The 15,621-nt window shown below is 50.9% G+C and carries 12 protein-coding genes; all 12 read left to right on the top strand.

Annotated elements, in window-relative coordinates:
- The first annotated feature begins 101 nt into the window (after positions 1–101).
- The 12 genes from rfbA to C6V82_RS01900 all read left to right on the top strand — a co-directional run bounded on the left by rfbA (position 102) and on the right by C6V82_RS01900 (position 15,580).
- Entirely contained in the window at positions 102–974 is an 873-nt protein-coding gene (gene rfbA, locus C6V82_RS01845; RefSeq protein WP_102589187.1) for a glucose-1-phosphate thymidylyltransferase RfbA, read from the top strand.
- Between the two features lie 25 nt (positions 975–999).
- On the top strand, positions 1,000–2,349 hold the full coding sequence (locus C6V82_RS01850; RefSeq protein ID WP_102589188.1) for a coiled-coil domain-containing protein: 1,350 nt from the start codon (positions 1,000–1,002) through the stop codon (positions 2,347–2,349).
- The gene (locus C6V82_RS01855) at positions 2,349–3,641 is read left to right on the top strand and encodes a coiled-coil domain-containing protein (protein WP_102589189.1); all 1,293 of its coding nucleotides are present in this window, start codon (positions 2,349–2,351) and stop codon (positions 3,639–3,641) included. The genes C6V82_RS01850 and C6V82_RS01855 overlap by 1 nt, the downstream gene beginning before the upstream one ends.
- A gap of 253 nt (positions 3,642–3,894) precedes the next feature.
- On the top strand, positions 3,895–5,547 hold the full coding sequence (locus C6V82_RS01860; protein ID WP_180978328.1) for a BNR repeat-containing protein: 1,653 nt from the start codon (positions 3,895–3,897) through the stop codon (positions 5,545–5,547).
- Positions 5,548–5,567: 20 nt separating this feature from the next.
- Positions 5,568–8,939, top strand: coding sequence for a glycosyltransferase family 2 protein (locus C6V82_RS01865; RefSeq protein WP_180978329.1), 3,372 nt, complete (start codon positions 5,568–5,570; stop codon positions 8,937–8,939).
- Positions 8,936–9,589 carry an acyltransferase gene (locus C6V82_RS01870; protein ID WP_102589192.1) on the top strand — a complete coding sequence of 218 codons (654 nt, stop codon included), beginning with the start codon at positions 8,936–8,938 and terminating at the stop codon, positions 9,587–9,589. Before C6V82_RS01865 ends, C6V82_RS01870 begins: the two co-directional genes overlap by 4 nt.
- 221 nt (positions 9,590–9,810) lie before the next feature.
- Positions 9,811–10,488 carry a glycosyltransferase family 29 protein gene (locus C6V82_RS01875; RefSeq protein WP_180978330.1) on the top strand — a complete coding sequence of 226 codons (678 nt, stop codon included), beginning with the start codon at positions 9,811–9,813 and terminating at the stop codon, positions 10,486–10,488.
- Positions 10,489–10,579: 91 nt separating this feature from the next.
- Positions 10,580–12,088 (top strand): aldolase catalytic domain-containing protein, encoded by a 1,509-nt coding sequence (locus C6V82_RS01880; RefSeq protein ID WP_373297569.1) that lies wholly within the window; start codon positions 10,580–10,582, stop codon positions 12,086–12,088.
- Between the two features lie 29 nt (positions 12,089–12,117).
- Positions 12,118–12,990 carry a hypothetical protein gene (locus C6V82_RS01885; RefSeq protein ID WP_146009686.1) on the top strand — a complete coding sequence of 291 codons (873 nt, stop codon included), beginning with the start codon at positions 12,118–12,120 and terminating at the stop codon, positions 12,988–12,990.
- Positions 12,991–12,993: 3 nt separating this feature from the next.
- The gene (locus tag C6V82_RS01890) at positions 12,994–13,740 is read left to right on the top strand and encodes a 3-deoxy-manno-octulosonate cytidylyltransferase (RefSeq protein ID WP_102589195.1); all 747 of its coding nucleotides are present in this window, start codon (positions 12,994–12,996) and stop codon (positions 13,738–13,740) included.
- Positions 13,737–14,417: an HAD family hydrolase gene (locus C6V82_RS01895; RefSeq protein ID WP_102589196.1), complete on the top strand. Its 681-nt coding sequence runs from the start codon at positions 13,737–13,739 to the stop codon at positions 14,415–14,417. The genes C6V82_RS01890 and C6V82_RS01895 overlap by 4 nt, the downstream gene beginning before the upstream one ends.
- On the top strand, positions 14,414–15,580 hold the full coding sequence (locus C6V82_RS01900) for a nucleotide sugar dehydrogenase (protein WP_102589197.1): 1,167 nt from the start codon (positions 14,414–14,416) through the stop codon (positions 15,578–15,580). Before C6V82_RS01895 ends, C6V82_RS01900 begins: the two co-directional genes overlap by 4 nt.
- Positions 15,581–15,621 lie beyond the last annotated feature (41 nt).

A 15,621-nucleotide genomic window follows, 5' to 3' on the forward strand; every position in this document is an offset into this window, starting at 1 on the left:
CAGAAATTTGTTGGTCAGGATACTAACCAAACTCTCCTTTACGGGCACGATCACATGATAGGTGTGATTACAAATCATCACGATGTTGCTGGGAAAACACTATGAATCGTAAGGGCATCATTCTTGCGGGTGGATCAGGGACCCGTCTGCACCCGATAACACGCGGCGTTTCCAAGCAGCTGCTGCCCATCTACGACAAGCCGATGATCTACTACCCCATCTCGGTACTGATGCTGGCTGGTATTCGCGAGATACTGATCATTTCCACCCCGGAGGACCTGCCTCAGTACGAGGCCCTGTTGGGCAGCGGCAAGGATTTCGGCGTGCGCTTCGAATATGCGGTGCAGCCCACTCCGGATGGTCTGGCGCAGGCGTTCATTATCGGTGAAGAATTCATCGGCGATTCATCCGTGTGTCTTGTGTTGGGTGACAACATTTTCCATGGTCAGCACTTTAGCGAGCAGCTCAAGCGTGCCGCCGACCAGGAAAGTGGCGCCACGGTGTTCGGCTACCTGGTGAAGGACCCCGAGCGCTTCGGCGTGGTGGAATTCGACGAGCAGGGTAAGGCGGTCTCCATCGAGGAGAAGCCCGAAGTGCCGAAATCGCCCTATGCGGTGACTGGTCTGTATTTCTACGACAACGATGTGGTGGAGATCGCCAAGCAGGTTGAGCCCAGTGAACGCGGCGAGCTGGAGATCACCAGCGTCAACAACGCCTACATGGAGCGCGGTGACCTGCGCGTGGAACGCCTGGGTCGTGGTTTCGCTTGGCTTGATACCGGCACCCACGACAGCCTGTTGGAAGCCGCACAGTACGTACAGACCATCGAACATCGTCAAGGCCTGAAGGTCGCCTGCCTGGAAGAGATCGCCTGGCAGCAGGGCTGGGTCAGCACCGAGCATCTCAAGGTCTGTGGCAACGCGCTGAAGAAGACCGGCTACGGTCAGTATCTGTTGCGAGTTGCAAAGAGCTGATTCGGTCCCCTTGTAGGAGCCCGACATGTCGGGCGAGGACTTTATCCTCCTATTCATTCACACTAAACAGATAGAGAGTGCATCAATGGCATGGGTCATCTACCTCGGCGGCATACAGGATCTGCACCCCGGCAGTGAATCATGGCTGGCCGAATGGGGCCGGGTTGCGAGCCTCACCGACGCAAAGAGTGCCATTGAGCGAGGCGACTCCGCCAACCTGGTGACCCTGCTGCCACATGGAGAAGAGATAGAGGCCTATGGGTCTCTGGAACAGTGGTTGCTTGAGCACCCCTCCACTCACTGCACTCTTGTGTATCCGCAGCCAGCTCTGGCCATCGCCAAACGACTGCAACGGGGCGAAGAACTGGAAGCCGTGTGTCAGCATTGGAAGCAGCAGGCTGAGGCGCTGCTCAGCCTGTTTCGCCAGCGCCGCCGCCAGCTCAGACTGCTTAGCTGGCCTGTCGCTGCGAAAACGTCCGAAGGTGAGGCAACTGACCGAGTACCTTTGCCAACGCATTCGCCGAATGACGAGATCGAACCGTTCTACTCCCTGCTGGCCCGCCAGTCCCTGGCTCAAGAAGCAGAACTGGCCGACGTGCTACGCTACCTGGCCGCTTCGACCCACAATGCCACGCAGTGCCTGGCAGCAGGCTCTGGTTTGAGTGCCATACTGCAACGTCATCGTCAGGAACTGCAGCAGCGGGAAGTCGAGCAGGCCAAGGCCAGAGAAGTCGCTGAGGCGGAGCATGCCAAACTCCATGCCAAGCTCAAGGAAGAACGTGATGCGCTCCAACAGCAGCGGAAAGACGAGCAAGCACAGTCTGAGCAACTCCAGGCCCTTCAGGAGGAGCGCGACGGGTTAATCTCTCAGCTAAAAGAGAGTGAGGAAGAGAACACCCTGCTGTTGGAACAGCTCCATTACGTTCAGGAAGAGCTGGAACGGCATATCCTGAACCACCGGGATCAGAAAAGCCGCTACAACTACCAGCAACGGGCTCAGCAGCAGCAGGAGCTGCTATTGCAATGGTTGCGGGCCTTTGCCACCCACGCCAACTGTGCTTTCTACAAGAAGCGCCGCAGCTTGCTCAAGGAACACAAGGCCCTGCTGGCCAGCAGCTCGAGCTTCGATGCCGACTGGTACGCCCGCACCTACCCCGACGTAGCCGAAAGCGGCATTGAGCCCGCGACCCATTACCTAAAGTTCGGCATGCTGGAAGGCCGCAACCCGAGTGCCGAGTTCGACACGCTGCACTACATCAAGGCCCATCCTGACATCGCCAATGCCGGTAAAAATCCCTTGCTGCACTATATCCGTTGGGGGGAATCTGAGCAGCGCCAGGTAATGCCGAAGCAGCGTGATGAGGAGTCTTCGTAATGCCTCACACACTCCATCTGGGCCCCCTGCGTAGTGAAAGCCTTGCCCTGTTGCTGGCCGAGGCACCAGAATCGCTGTTGCTGATCACGCCCGATGAGCCGAGCCATCAAACTTTGGGCCTGGTGGACCGGCTGCCCAGGGCAGAAGTCCGCACCGCCCTGCTCACTCCCAATGGCGAGAGCATTACCTGGCATCGCTACAGCCTGTCGGAATTCGACAGCCAGAGCCCCGCTACCGGCCTGAAGGAACTCTACCCGGGCTTGCAGTTTGAGGGCACCGAAAGCCGCGACGCGGAACCTGTGCAGCTTCTTGTCGATGAGCTCAAGGTCGGTGACGGCTTGCCCAGGCGCCTCATCCTTGAACAGCCCGAACAGGCGCTATCGCTGCTGCAGGCTCTGCACAAAGCCGGCGCGCTGGCACAACTGGTGCAGCTTGACATTCGCAGCGCCGCCCAGCCGCTGTACGAGGTCATGGCAGAGCAAGCGCAGCTGATCGACTGGTGCGAGCAGCGGGCCGGCATGCAACTGCAGGGGCAGCAGGCCGATGATCCCGAGCTGCCGCTGTTGCACTTCCAGCGCAACCCACTTTTCCAACAGCTGGAAGATGCCAGGCTGGCGCAGCAGCAAACCCAGCAGCGCCTCGAGAGCGAGCAGCGCAAGGCCACACAGCTGGTTAAAGAGCATGAAGCCCTGGCAACCGAGCAAGAAACCCTCAAACAGCAGCGCGACGAGCAGGCCAGGGTCAGGGAAGCCGCCCAGGCGGAAAGCGCCAAGCTCAAGGAAGAGCGCGACCGGCTCAAGCAGCAGCGTGACGAACTGGCCAAGGCCAGTGAAGCCGCCGAGGCGGAAAGCTCCAAGCTGAAGGAAGAGCGCGACCGGCTCAAGCAGCGGTGTGAAGAGCAGGCCAAGGCCCGGGAAGCCGCTCAGGCCGAGCATGCCAAGCTCAAGGAAGAGCGCGACCGGCTCAAGCAGCAGCGTGATGAGCAGGCCAAGGTCCGGGAAGCCACCCAGACGGAAAGCGACAAGCTCAAGGAAGAGCGCGACTCGCTCAAGCAGCAGCGTGAAGAGCAGGCCAAGGCCCGGGAGGCCGCCCAGGCGGAATGCACCAAGCTCAAGGCACTGGCGGAAGAGCGGTTTACGCAACTAAGCGATGCCCGCCAGGAAGTTAGTCGGCTAAAGACTGAAAATCAACAGCTTGTGCAGCGTCAGCACGTGATTCAGGAAGAGATGGTCAAGACTGAAGCCCAGCTCGATCTGATCAAGGACTGGGTGCTGCGCGAGAGCAGCCTGTAATTCCCCGAACCGGAACGAAACCATGGGAAAGAAAGGCAAGAAACAGACCCGCGCCAAACGCAAGCTGAAGCGCCAGAAAAGTGTGCAATCGCCCAGCGTTGGCAGCAGCCATCAGCGGGCACAAGGTGAAGTGGTCCTAATCCCCCATGATCCGTACCTGCTGGAGCGAGCGCGCACTCAGTGGCAGTTCGGTGATTGGCAGGCCCTCACCCAACTGGCGCAACAGCCGCTGGAGCATCACCCGGATCGCGCCATGCTGGCCCTGCTGGCGGCGGCGGGTTTCATGCAGGTCGGTAATATGGCGCAGGCTCGCGATCATTTACGCCAATCCGAGGCCTGGGGGCAGAAAGCGAGGCTCATTCGCCAGGTGATGATCTCGGGCGTGCATAACAGCCTTGGGCGTGTGAGCGTGCTGGCCGGCCAGACTGAGCGTGCCCAGCGACACTTCGAGGGTGCTATCGCCACCGGCATGCCCGGCAGCGATTCCGCTCTGTTGGGGCGGGCCAGAACTGGGCTGCAGCAGGAACAGCTGGGGGTTGACCAGGCACCGCTGCCGCTACGGGATAACCGGCCCATGATCGCGGCACCGGTGATGCCGCTGGAGCGGGCGAGGGTGCCGCGATTCCAGTTGCACAAGACGCTGGACCTGGGCGAAGCCTGGGCGGGCAATACCATCAATACGGTGATCTTCCGTCATCACGGCATCATGACGGTGGGGGAGTACCAGTACACGGCCTTCTACGTGGACGAAAACACCCTGCGCCTGGTGCGGCGCCACCTGCAGGATGACAGCCTGCAGGTGCACGACCTGGCCGGGGAATACAACCTGAAGGATGCCCACAACAGCATCAGCCTGGGCATGGATCGAGAAGGCCACCTGCACATCAGCTATGACCATCATGGCACCCAACTGAAATATCGCCGCAGCCTGCAGCCGCACGACGTTCGGGAGTGGACGGACGAGCTGCCCATGACCGGGCAGAACGAGGAACGGGTGACCTATCCGACCTTCATCCTGCCCCGGCAGGACTTTCCGCTGACCTTGCTGTACCGCCACGGCACCCACAACAACGGCACGGCTTTCATCAAGACCTATGATGAAGCCCGTAAGCAGTGGCAGGACCACCCCAAGCCGATCCTGAGTGGCTCGGAGCAGAAGCCGTGGACGGCCAACGCCTACTGGAACAACCCCGTGGTAGGGGAAGACGGCAGCCTGCACTTGAGCTTCGTCTGGCGCACCCATACCCTGGGCGAGGAAAAGCGCGTCAACAACATCAACGTGGGATACGCCAAGTCCTACGATAATGGCCTGAACTGGTGGACATCCAACCACCAGCCTTATCAGTTGCCCATCACCCCCGCCAATGCCGAGACCGTCTGGCCCGTCTCACCCGGCAGCAATCTGATGAACCAGTGCAGCATGGCACTGGACAGCCAGCAGCGCCCGCATATCGTCTTCTACAGCAATCACCCGAGCACGGGCATACCGACCTTCCAGCATCTCTGGCATGACGGCATCGAATGGCGACACCAGTATCTGGCCCAAGCCTCGCAGCCGTTCAACCTTCAGGGCGGAGGAACGCTGCAGATCCCGATCAGCCGGCCCTGTGTATTGATCGACCGGCAAGACAATGTACACGTGATCTATCGCGATCATGGCCAGGGAGCGGGCTTTTATATCGCAACTATGATGGCGCCCGAGTACTGCTATGAACGAAACACACTGCAGGCATTGTCAGATGATATTGGCTTCGCTGAGCCGGTTTTAGATCGTGAGCGTTGGAATTCAGAGAACATCTTGGCAATTATCCATCAATATAATGATCAGCCAAATCATGACAGAATTATAAATTCTGGCGAGATAAAAAGATCAGCAGTTTTTATAAGCGATTATTCTTGGGCATGATTAATAAAGAGCAATCTGTGATGAGTTTTTTAACAAAGGCAAATCAAGCATTTAGAGTCGGGAGTTATAATGAGGCGTTTTTGCTATACTCTAAAGCAATAGAAGAAAATCCAGAGCTGGAAAAAATACTTGAGTATAATATTAGGAGGTGCAGTTTTGAAGAGGGTGAAGGAACTGGCTATGTTGCTAGTGAAGAGGATGGGCCAAGGAAGGATTCAGTATTAATTCAAAGATATCAAGAGTTCAAGCCCACAAGGCAGGCAAGGGTAGCAGTATTTACTGCAATCACAGGTGGGTACGACCCACTTATTGAGCCGGAAGAAGTTGTTTTTGAATGGGATTATATATTATTTACTGATGGGAGTGTCCAATCTGAAACTGTATATGAAACCCGGTCTATACCTTTTGAAGACGAAGATCCTGTTAGGGTTGCGAGATTTGTCAAACTTAACCCCCACTTTCTTTTGCCAGAATATGACTATGTCCTCTGGGTTGATGGTAATGTCTTTTTGCGAAAAGGAATCCATGAAGAGGTTATTAGACATATTCACAACCAAGAGCGTGCTGTATTTAGGAAACATCCTGATAGGGATTCTGTATACCAAGAAATATACAAATGCCAAGAATTAAAGAAAGATGATTTTGGTTTGATGAATGATCAGCTGAGACGATATCAAGAAAAAAACTATAGTCAAAGTTCTGTTTTTTTCGAAACAAATGTGATTCTTAGGAAAACAACCGATCCTGGTGTTATAAACTTCAATGAAGCCTGGTGGAGGGAGTTAAGGTTAGGGAGCAGAAGAGATCAGCTTTCAGTAAACTATGCGTTAGATAGCTCCGGTTTAAGGTATTCAGTTTTTGATGAAGAGTGCGATATCCGAAGTATAGACAATCCTTTGTATTTTATTTTTTCCCACAATAATAATAAAACAAAAGCTGATGGAATAGTAGCGGCCAAGACGAACATCCACTTTGATAGTAGCAGAGCAGAGAGGCCTTTTAGGTATTGTACTGAAAATGTTGAGCCTTTTAGCTTGCCTTTCAAGTATAAAGCTTGGTTTTTAAAAGGTAGGGATTTGGGTTTTTTAGAAGTTGCGACTGAAGAATTAGAGCTTCATTTAGCTGATTTAAAAGATAGCTTCAAGTTAGCTTGTGCCTATCTGACGTTGCTGCAATTATATTTGATCAACCCAAGAGTTGACCAAAAAAAAGTTTTAGAAACGGTTGATAAGGCATTGTCTGTCACAAAAGACGAGAAATTACTCCATGCTCTTGTTTTTATCAAAAGAGAAGTTGATCCTGCGTTCGTATTAAAAGAAACGTTTGATAGCAATTACAATGAGGATTTTCTCATTCAGAAAGCAAATGCAAAGGAAGAAGGTGCTTTTTCTGTTAAAGTAATGAATGATGTTTTACACTGTTATGGACTCAGCGCTTTACGGCTTAGTAAAAGCCATAATAAACATCTTTTTGATTCCATTTATCCAGCAAAACCATTACATAGATTTGACTATATTGATTCTCCCTGTAAGGTGACGATAATTGTATCCTGCTTCAACGTTGAAAGTGAGGTTGTCACGTGCCTTGTTTCTTTGATGGGACAAACTTGGCGGAATTTGGAGATTATTTGTGTTGATGATAATAGCGAGGATGGAACAATAAGTGTAATTGAGGAGTTGGCGAAATTTGATAATAGAATAAAGCTCTACAAAAATGAAAAAAATCAAGGAACCTATAAAAATCGAAATTTTGCTTTAAGCAAAGCTTGTGGTCACTTTTTAACAGTAGCCGATGCAGATGACTGGAATCATCCGCAAAAAATTCAATATCAAGCTGAAAAGTTAATAAGTTCCCCTCAGGCTGTTGCCAATGTGGCCTGTTGGCTTAGAGCTAAGAATGATTTAACCTTTTCTAGGCGGAACGGCTTAAAATATAGGCACTTAAATATATCATCTTTAATGTTTAAAAGAGAGGAGGTTGTCAGTGCGCTGGGTTGTTGGGATGAGGTAAGGTTTGCAGCTGATGGTGAATTTTATAAACGACTTAAAAAAGTTTTTGAGGGGAGAGTAGAAGAGTTGCCAGCTGTTACATCATTGGGAAGATTTGAAGATGGTTCACTCACGAATAATAATATTTCAGGTTATTTTGGGTTTCCCTATGGCGTTCGCAAAGAATATTTAGAGTCATACGAATTTTTCCATAGTAACTCTACTTGGGAAGATTTTAATTACAAAAAAAACAAACCTCAGCATCCAGTTCCGGAAGCTATGTTGTACTCAGATAAAAGTATCTTTGCCGTAGACTGCCTGTTTATATCTGATCTCCGTGATGCTGACTCAGCACACCAAGCCATAGACTTTATCTACAGGTCCGAAAAAGAAGGGTTAAAATGGGGTGTCTGTCATTTGCCGTCATTTGATGGGGATCCGAGGAGAAAAGTTCATGACTCTATTAGAAGTGAGCTGTTTAAAAGAGGTAGAGTTTGTCATGTTTATGGTGAGTTTGTTCGTGCTAAAACTGTGCTGTTATACCAATCTTCTTTGCCTCTACTAGAATACAAATTTCTGCCTAAGATTAACTGCCAGGTACTGAAGTTGATTGCCACTCAAGAAAGCGATATGGCAAGTCTTGCTGTATTTAGGGAATGCAAAAAAGCCAATGCCTTTTGGGAGGAGTTGGTAATTGCAAAAATGATTAAACCTTATAGTAGGTTGCTTTCTTGTGAGGAAGGTGATTTTTATACATCATTACAAGTTGTTGATGTGAATGATCTGGATAGCTTTATGTATAAGGGGAGCTCCAAGATAACTGTGGTCATGCCATGTATTGATTTAGAGTTAGGGAAAAAAACTGCAGAGATTTTGATTAAGCGCGCAGGAATAGACTGTACCGTAATAATTGCATATGATTCACTTCGGCAAGGTTTTATTAAAACCTTGAATGCAGTTGCCAAGAAAACTATATCTAGATATATCTGCTTTGTTGCTCAAGATGCCTATCCTGGAAGGGAGTGGCTAAAAATTGCATACGATAAAATATACGAGAAAAAAAGTGGCCTGCTTGCGTTCAATGATGGTAAATGGCACGGGCGAATAGCCTCATTTGGTTTGGTAGAAAGGGATTGGGTATCAAAATTTTATGGGAATAATATTGTGCACGAAAGTTATAAGGCACATAAAGCTGATAATGAAATTACACTGTTAGCGAGACTTGATGGAAGGTTTGTCTATTGTCCTGAGAGTGTCCTTTTGGAGGTTGATTATAATAAAGATTCAGGCGGGTCAAATCTTATAGATGATGTTAATTTTAAAGAAAGGTTTAATGGATGTTTTGAAGGAAATTTTAAAAAAGATAAAGTAGAAATGTATAGGAAAGAGTATAAAGTAAAATGAGCCATAAAAAGATTGACGGTTTGACGATCTCAGATATTGGTAATAATAAAATTAATATTTCTGAGGGTACATTATTTAAGAATAGTGAAATATATATTGACGGCGAAAACAATACTATAATTATTGAGGAGTGCAAGCTTGTTCAAGGCCTTCGAGTTAATTTTAAAGGTAACGGAAAAGTTTTTTTCTTGAGAAGAAGCAGGAAAAAAATAAAAAACTTAAAGTTAGTTTCCCATCGTCAAAACAACCAGTATTGCGAAATTAAAGAAGAGTTTGGCTGCGGCGGCTTAGAGGTACAAATGAATGACGGAGAAGAGTCTCTTTTGATCGGTGAGGATTGTCTTTTCTCTTGGGGTATAAAAATTCGTACATCTGATGGCCATTCTGTGATAGATCTTGAATCGGGTAGAGCAACGAACACTCCTCAAGACATTGTTATCGGAAATCATGTTTGGGTTGGTGAAGATGCTAAATTGTTAAAGGGAGCAAGCATTCCGGATGACTGCATTGTTGCTAGTTTTTCTGTAGTAACAAAGCCATTCTATGAGAAAAATAATATCATTGCTGGTTTTCCTGCGTCAGTTGTTAAAAAGAATGTATCTTGGCATAGGGAAATGCCGAGAATTTTTAATGAAAGGAATTTTGATTAAGTTTCTGCTCTATGTGTGAGTCTGAATCCATTCGTTGGTTCAATGAGTTAAACTCGAACCACTGAATTTAGCCGTTAATTTATAAAGGTATTTCTGGATAAGTTCGATAGTTGTCGCATTCACCTAGGAGTGATCTGATTTTAATCTGGCGACTAAATGTCATGAGTTGATTAAGAATTTCAAGCAACGGGAATTTGAATTTTTGAACTCGAGCGACGGGCTTGAAAGATGGAGGTAGGGTTGTGAAGATATATGAACTTGAATGCTTCTGCGAGTGGCTTAGTTCGGAGCTATATAATAAAAATGTTGCGGTGGTTGGGAGCTCTCCAAACCTCTTAGGTAAAAAATACGGCGAATTAATAGACTCGCACGATATTGTCATAAGGTTCAATAATGCATCAGTTTCTGGATATGAAAATAGTGTCGGTTGTAAAACTCATTTGCGATTCGTAGGTTTCCGGGCTGGAGCTAGCCACTATAAGTTTTTTAACTCGCTAGCTGGAAATGAAAAAATTATTTCAATAGCGAAAAACGAGGAGTTTTTTTCAAGTTATAAAAATGGCATTATATTGGAATACTCATTCCACAGGGCCTCTTACGGTCTTATTGATTTTTTATTAAACGAAAAAATTAGTGAAAGAGCAGAGTATCAAAAGCCTCCAAGAACAGGGTTTGCGTTAGTGACGCACTTGTGCTTTATATTGCCATTTTTAAATTCTTTAAATATATTTGGTATGGAGAGAGGTTTTCGTGATGAAGGACCTGAGCATTTTTATAATGATGGAGTGAAACTTGAAAATATAATGAAGAGAAGAGAAAAGAATCACTGCGACATCGAAAGTGAACTTTTTCTTTTCAATGAGCTTTTAAAAAACTATTCGGTGGGGTTTTATGGATAATTGTTGTTTCCTTGATTGCACTCTTCGCGATGGTGGATACTATAATATATGGGACTTTTCTCCTGAACTTATCCACCAGTACTTAGCTGCAATGCAGGCCGCCAGGGTGGATGTAGTGGAGCTGGGCTTCCGCACGTTAAAGAACCAGGGCTTCCAGGGCCCCTGCGCCTTTACCACCGATGAGTTTATCCGCAGCCTGACCGTTCCGGCCGGGCTGACGATTGGTGTGATGGTCAACGGCAACGAGCTGGTGGGCGAGGTGCCCCAGCAGGAGGCGCTGGAGCGGCTGTTCCCCAATGCAGCATCTGACTCACCTGTGGAATTGGTGCGTATCGCCTGCCATGTGCATGAGTTCGAGAAGGCGCTGCCGGCGGTCACCTGGCTGAAGAAGCGTGGCTATCAGGTCGGCTTCAACCTGATGCAGGTGGCGGATCGCACCGAAGAGGAAGTGAAGGCGCTTGCTCGTCTGGCTAAGGCCTACCCGATGGATGCACTCTACTTCGCCGACAGCATGGGCAGCATGAGCCCGGATCAGGCCGCACAGATCATTCAGTGGTTCCGCAGCGAGTGGACGGGGCCCATGGGCATCCATACCCATGACAACCTGGGTCTGGCACTCTCCAACACCATTAGGGCGCTGGATGAGGGCGTGACCTGGGTAGATTCCACCGTCACCGGCATGGGCCGCGGGCCGGGCAATGCCCGCACCGAGGAACTGGCCATCGAGATCGCCGAGCGCCGTGGCAAGACGCTCAACATGGTGCCGCTGATGGCGCTCCTGCGTGAGCACTTCAAGCCCATGCAGGCCCATTACGGCTGGGGCACCAATCCTTACTACTATCTGGCAGGCAAATACGGCATTCACCCCACCTATATTCAGGAGATGCTCAGTGACTCCCGCTACAGCGAGGAAGATGTGCTGGCAGTGATTGAGCACCTGCGGGTGGAGGGCGGTAAGAAGTTCAGCCTCAATACCTTGGGTGCGGCGCGTCACTTCTTTGGCGCCGAAGCCACGGGGCAATGGGCACCCAAGGAGCGATTTGCCGGACGTGATGTGCTGCTGCTGGGCACCGGGCCAGGCGTGGCCAAGCATTGCGTGGCCCTAGAGCGCTATATTCGCACCCACCAACCTCTTGTGCTGGCCCTCAATACCCAGACTGCCATCGACGCCGAGCTGATAGATCTACGCGTGGCCTGTCATCCGGTTCGCCTGCTGGCGGACTGCGACACTCATACCCGACTGCCTCAGCCGCTGATTACCCCCTACTCCATGTTGCCAGGGGATGTTCGCCAATCGCTGGCCGACAAGGATGTGCTCGACTTCGGACTCACCGTGGTGCCTGACACCTTCGTTTTTGGTGCCGTGCACTGCAGCCTACCCACCTCCCTGGTAGTGGGCTATGCCCTGGCGGTGGCCACCAGCGGCCAGGCTTCACGACTCGTGATGGCTGGCTTCGACGGCTACGGCGCCGATGATCCGCGTAGCAGCGAAATGCACCAGCTGCTGGAGCAGTACCAGGCCGCCGAAGGGGCACTGCCCATGACCGCGATTACTCCAACCAGATATTCGTTAAAGTCAGAGTCGGTTTATGCATTGTAATGTAATTCATTATACTTAGGGTGGCTGTTATGGTTAATAAAGGGAAAAAAGTTCTACATGTAGGGCTGCACAAAACAGGCACCACATCGTTTCAATCTGTGTTGCAAAGAAATAAGGAAATGCTTTTAGAAAAAGGTGTGTGCTGCCCCTCTATTACTGATATACATAAAAAACTCACAAGGCCTTATGTTTATCTTGGGAGAAATGGTTTTAGTTTAGATGAGTTAATTGATGAAAACTGTGAGTCGGTTATTTTGTCTGACGAGGATTTATTAGGCAAGTATTATGATTTCTCGTCTGGTAAGGTTTATCCAAACTCTATTGCCAACTTGGAGAAGGCGCAAGAGCTTCTAGAGTGGGAGTCTATAGACTTGTGGATCTGCCTGAGAGACTATGGCGAATGGTTAGAGAGCTGTTTTCTACAAAAATTAAAATGGGTTGGTCAGTTTTTTTCATTTGAGAGTTACTGTGGAGATATCGACTTTAAAGAGTTCTCCTGGGTTTCTCTTCTAAAGCAGATGCTTGGCCTGCACTTTGTCAACGAGGTGCATGTTTTTTTCTATGAAGATTTTAAGAGAAATAATAGTATAATGTTTGAGTTGGTTGAGAGAGAGTTTGGAGTCAAAAGCTTTGATTTAAATATTGCAGACAGCAAAATGAATCATTCATTTAGCAGTGTCGGGTACGAGTTACTTAGCTCACTGAGAGGTGTTGAGGAAGAGAAATTTAAAAAAGTTGGTAAGTTTTTGTTGAGAGAGTTTCCTTCAATTGATTATGGGAAGCCAGACCTGTTAAGCTATGTTGAGAAAGATTTATTGCGCGGCCGGTATTCTAAGGATATTGATTACATAAAGAATAATCTAGCCATTCATGAAAAAAAATTAATAGTTCATGGGGGATGAGTAGTGCGTGCAATTGTCATGATTCCTGCCCGTTATGGCTCCAGCCGCTATCCGGGTAAACCGCTGGTGCCCCTGCTGGGCAAGCCGATGATCCTGTGGGTCGCCGAACTATCGGCCCGCGCCGTCGGTGCCGAGAACGTCTATGTCGCCACCGAAGATCGACGCATTGTCGAGGTCGTCGAAGCCGTCGGGTTTCAGGCGGTGATGACCACCGACGACGCTCTGACCGGCACCGACCGCCTGGCTCAGGCAGCCGAGCAGGTAGAGGCCGATCTGTATATCAACGTGCAAGGTGACGAAACCCTGCTGGATCCTGCTGATATTCGCAAGGTGCGTGACGCCAAACTGGCCAATATGGATGATGTGATCAATGGCTTCAGCTGGATTAGCGAAGCCGAGGATCCGCACAGCGTCAATATCCCCAAGGTGATCACCAACGAAAGCGGTGAGTTGGTTTACATGTCGCGTGTGGCTTTGCCCGGTTTCAAGGATCCCAACCACGCTCCCAAGCAATACAAGAAGCAGGTATGCATCTATGCCTTCACCCGTGAGGAGCTGAGCGCCTTCCGTCAATTTGGCCGCAAGAGCGAGTTGGAGTACGCCGAGGACATCGAGATCCTGCGTTTCCTGGAGCTGGGCAAGACCATCCGCATGGTGGAGACTCGACCCGGCAGCCTCGCGGTGGATGTGCCCGAGGATGTGCCCAACGTCGAAGCGGCGCTGCGCCAGGCGGGGCAGGTGCCCGTATGAAGCACTCGATTACCACCTACGCCACCCTGGTCTTCGACTGCGACGGCGTCGTGCTGGATTCCAACACGGTCAAGTCCGAGGCCTTCTACCAGGCCGCCTTGCCGTATGGAGACACGGCTGCCCAGGCCTTGGTGGACCATCACGTGGCCAATGGCGGCGTGTCGCGCTACATGAAGTTTGCCCACTTCCTTGAACGGATCGTCCCGCAGCATGCTGCCAACTGTGCTGGACCCGATCTGGAGACCCTGCTGGAAAACTATGCCGGTGAGGTTCGTCAGGGGTTGATGACTTGCCAGTTCGCACCGGGTTTGAGGAAACTGCGTGAGCATACGCCTCATGCTCGCTGGCTGATTGTCTCCGGTGGTGATCAGGCTGAGCTGCGTGAGGTGTTTGCTAAGCGTGGCCTGGCAGAGCTGTTTGATGGAGGCATCCTCGGTAGCCCGGATACCAAGGATGAGATCTTGGCGAGGGAGCTTGCCCACGGCACCATTCAGCAGCCGGCCTTGTTTCTTGGCGACAGCAAGTACGATTACCAAGCAGCCAGTGCTGCCGGCCTGGATTTCGTGTTTCTGAGCGGCTGGAGCGAGGTGATTGACTGGTCATCTTGGGTTAAAAATGCTCGGTTAAACTCAGTGCCTTCAATTGCTGCACTATTGAAAGAACGAGAGAAAGAATGAAAATTGCTATCGCCGGAACCGGTTACGTCGGCCTTTCCAACGCCATGTTACTGGCCCAGCATCACGATGTGGTCGCGGTCGATATCGTGCCGGAGAAAGTGTTGATGCTGAATGATCGCATCTCACCGATCGAGGATGTGGAGGTTTCCGCCTTTCTGGGTCGCGATGATCTGCGCTTCCAGGCTACACTGGATGCAGAGCCTGCCTATCGAGACGCCGATTACGTCATCATCGCCACGCCTACCGACTACAATCCCGAAACCAACTACTTCGATACCAGTAGCGTCGAGGTGGTGATACAGCAGGTCATGGCCGTCAATCCCGAGGCGGTGATGGTGATCAAGTCCACCGTGCCGGTGGGTTATACCGCCGAGGCGAGCCAGCGTTTTGGCACGAGGAACCTGATCTTCTCGCCGGAGTTTCTGCGCGAGGGCAGGGCGCTCCACGACAACCTCTATCCCTCGCGTATCATCGTCGGGGAGCGTTCCGAGCGTGCGGCGGCTTTTGCCGAGCTGCTCAGGCAGGGGGCTGTCAAGCAGGACGTGGAAGTGCTGCTGACCAACAGCACCGAGGCCGAGGCCATCAAGCTGTTCGCCAACACCTACCTGGCCATGCGAGTGGCCTACTTCAACGAGCTGGACACCTACGCCGAGACCCATGGCCTGGATGCGCGCCAGATCATTGAGGGTGTGGCGCTGGACCCGCGCATCGGCGGGCACTATAACAACCCCAGTTTCGGTTATGGGGGGTATTGCCTGCCCAAGGACACGCGGCAACTGCTGGCCAACTACGCCGATGTGCCGAGCAACATGATTCAGGCCATTGTGGACGCCAACCGTACCCGCAAGGATTTCATCGCCGAGTCCGTGCTCAAGCGTCAGCCGGAAGTGGTCGGTGTCTATCGCCTGATCATGAAATCTGGGTCTGACAACTTTCGTGCCAGCGCCATGCAGGGGGTGATGAAGCGCATCAAGGCCAAGGGGATCGAGGTGGTGGTCTACGAACCGGCTCTGGAGGCCGACAACTTCTACCACTCCCGGGTGGAGCGTGACCTCCAGGCCTTCAAGGCAGGCTGTGATGTCATCCTCGCCAATCGAATGGTGGACGAGTTGCAAGATGTCGCCGAGAAGGTCTACACCCGGGATTTGTTCGGCAGTGACTGATGGCGCGACCCCACGATCGCCGCGCTCCCCCAGCCGACACC

It is taken from the genome of Halomonas urumqiensis, assembly GCF_003028575.1.
Lineage (GTDB): Bacteria > Pseudomonadota > Gammaproteobacteria > Pseudomonadales > Halomonadaceae > Halomonas > Halomonas urumqiensis.

Excerpts from the sequence above, each read along its gene's own strand:
- rfbA (WP_102589187.1), top strand. The coding sequence starts at position 102 with ATGAATCGTAAGGGCATCATTCTTGCGGGTGGATCAGGGACCCGTCTG.
- C6V82_RS01850 (WP_102589188.1), top strand. The coding sequence starts at position 1,000 with ATGTCGGGCGAGGACTTTATCCTCCTATTCATTCACACTAAACAGATA.
- C6V82_RS01855 (WP_102589189.1), top strand. The coding sequence starts at position 2,349 with ATGCCTCACACACTCCATCTGGGCCCCCTGCGTAGTGAAAGCCTTGCC.
- C6V82_RS01860 (WP_180978328.1), top strand. The coding sequence starts at position 3,895 with ATGCTGGCCCTGCTGGCGGCGGCGGGTTTCATGCAGGTCGGTAATATG.
- C6V82_RS01865 (WP_180978329.1), top strand. The coding sequence starts at position 5,568 with ATGAGTTTTTTAACAAAGGCAAATCAAGCATTTAGAGTCGGGAGTTAT.
- C6V82_RS01870 (WP_102589192.1), top strand. The coding sequence starts at position 8,936 with ATGAGCCATAAAAAGATTGACGGTTTGACGATCTCAGATATTGGTAAT.
- C6V82_RS01880 (WP_373297569.1), top strand. The coding sequence starts at position 10,580 with ATGCAGGCCGCCAGGGTGGATGTAGTGGAGCTGGGCTTCCGCACGTTA.
- C6V82_RS01885 (WP_146009686.1), top strand. The coding sequence starts at position 12,118 with ATGGTTAATAAAGGGAAAAAAGTTCTACATGTAGGGCTGCACAAAACA.
- C6V82_RS01895 (WP_102589196.1), top strand. The coding sequence starts at position 13,737 with ATGAAGCACTCGATTACCACCTACGCCACCCTGGTCTTCGACTGCGAC.
- C6V82_RS01900 (WP_102589197.1), top strand. The coding sequence starts at position 14,414 with ATGAAAATTGCTATCGCCGGAACCGGTTACGTCGGCCTTTCCAACGCC.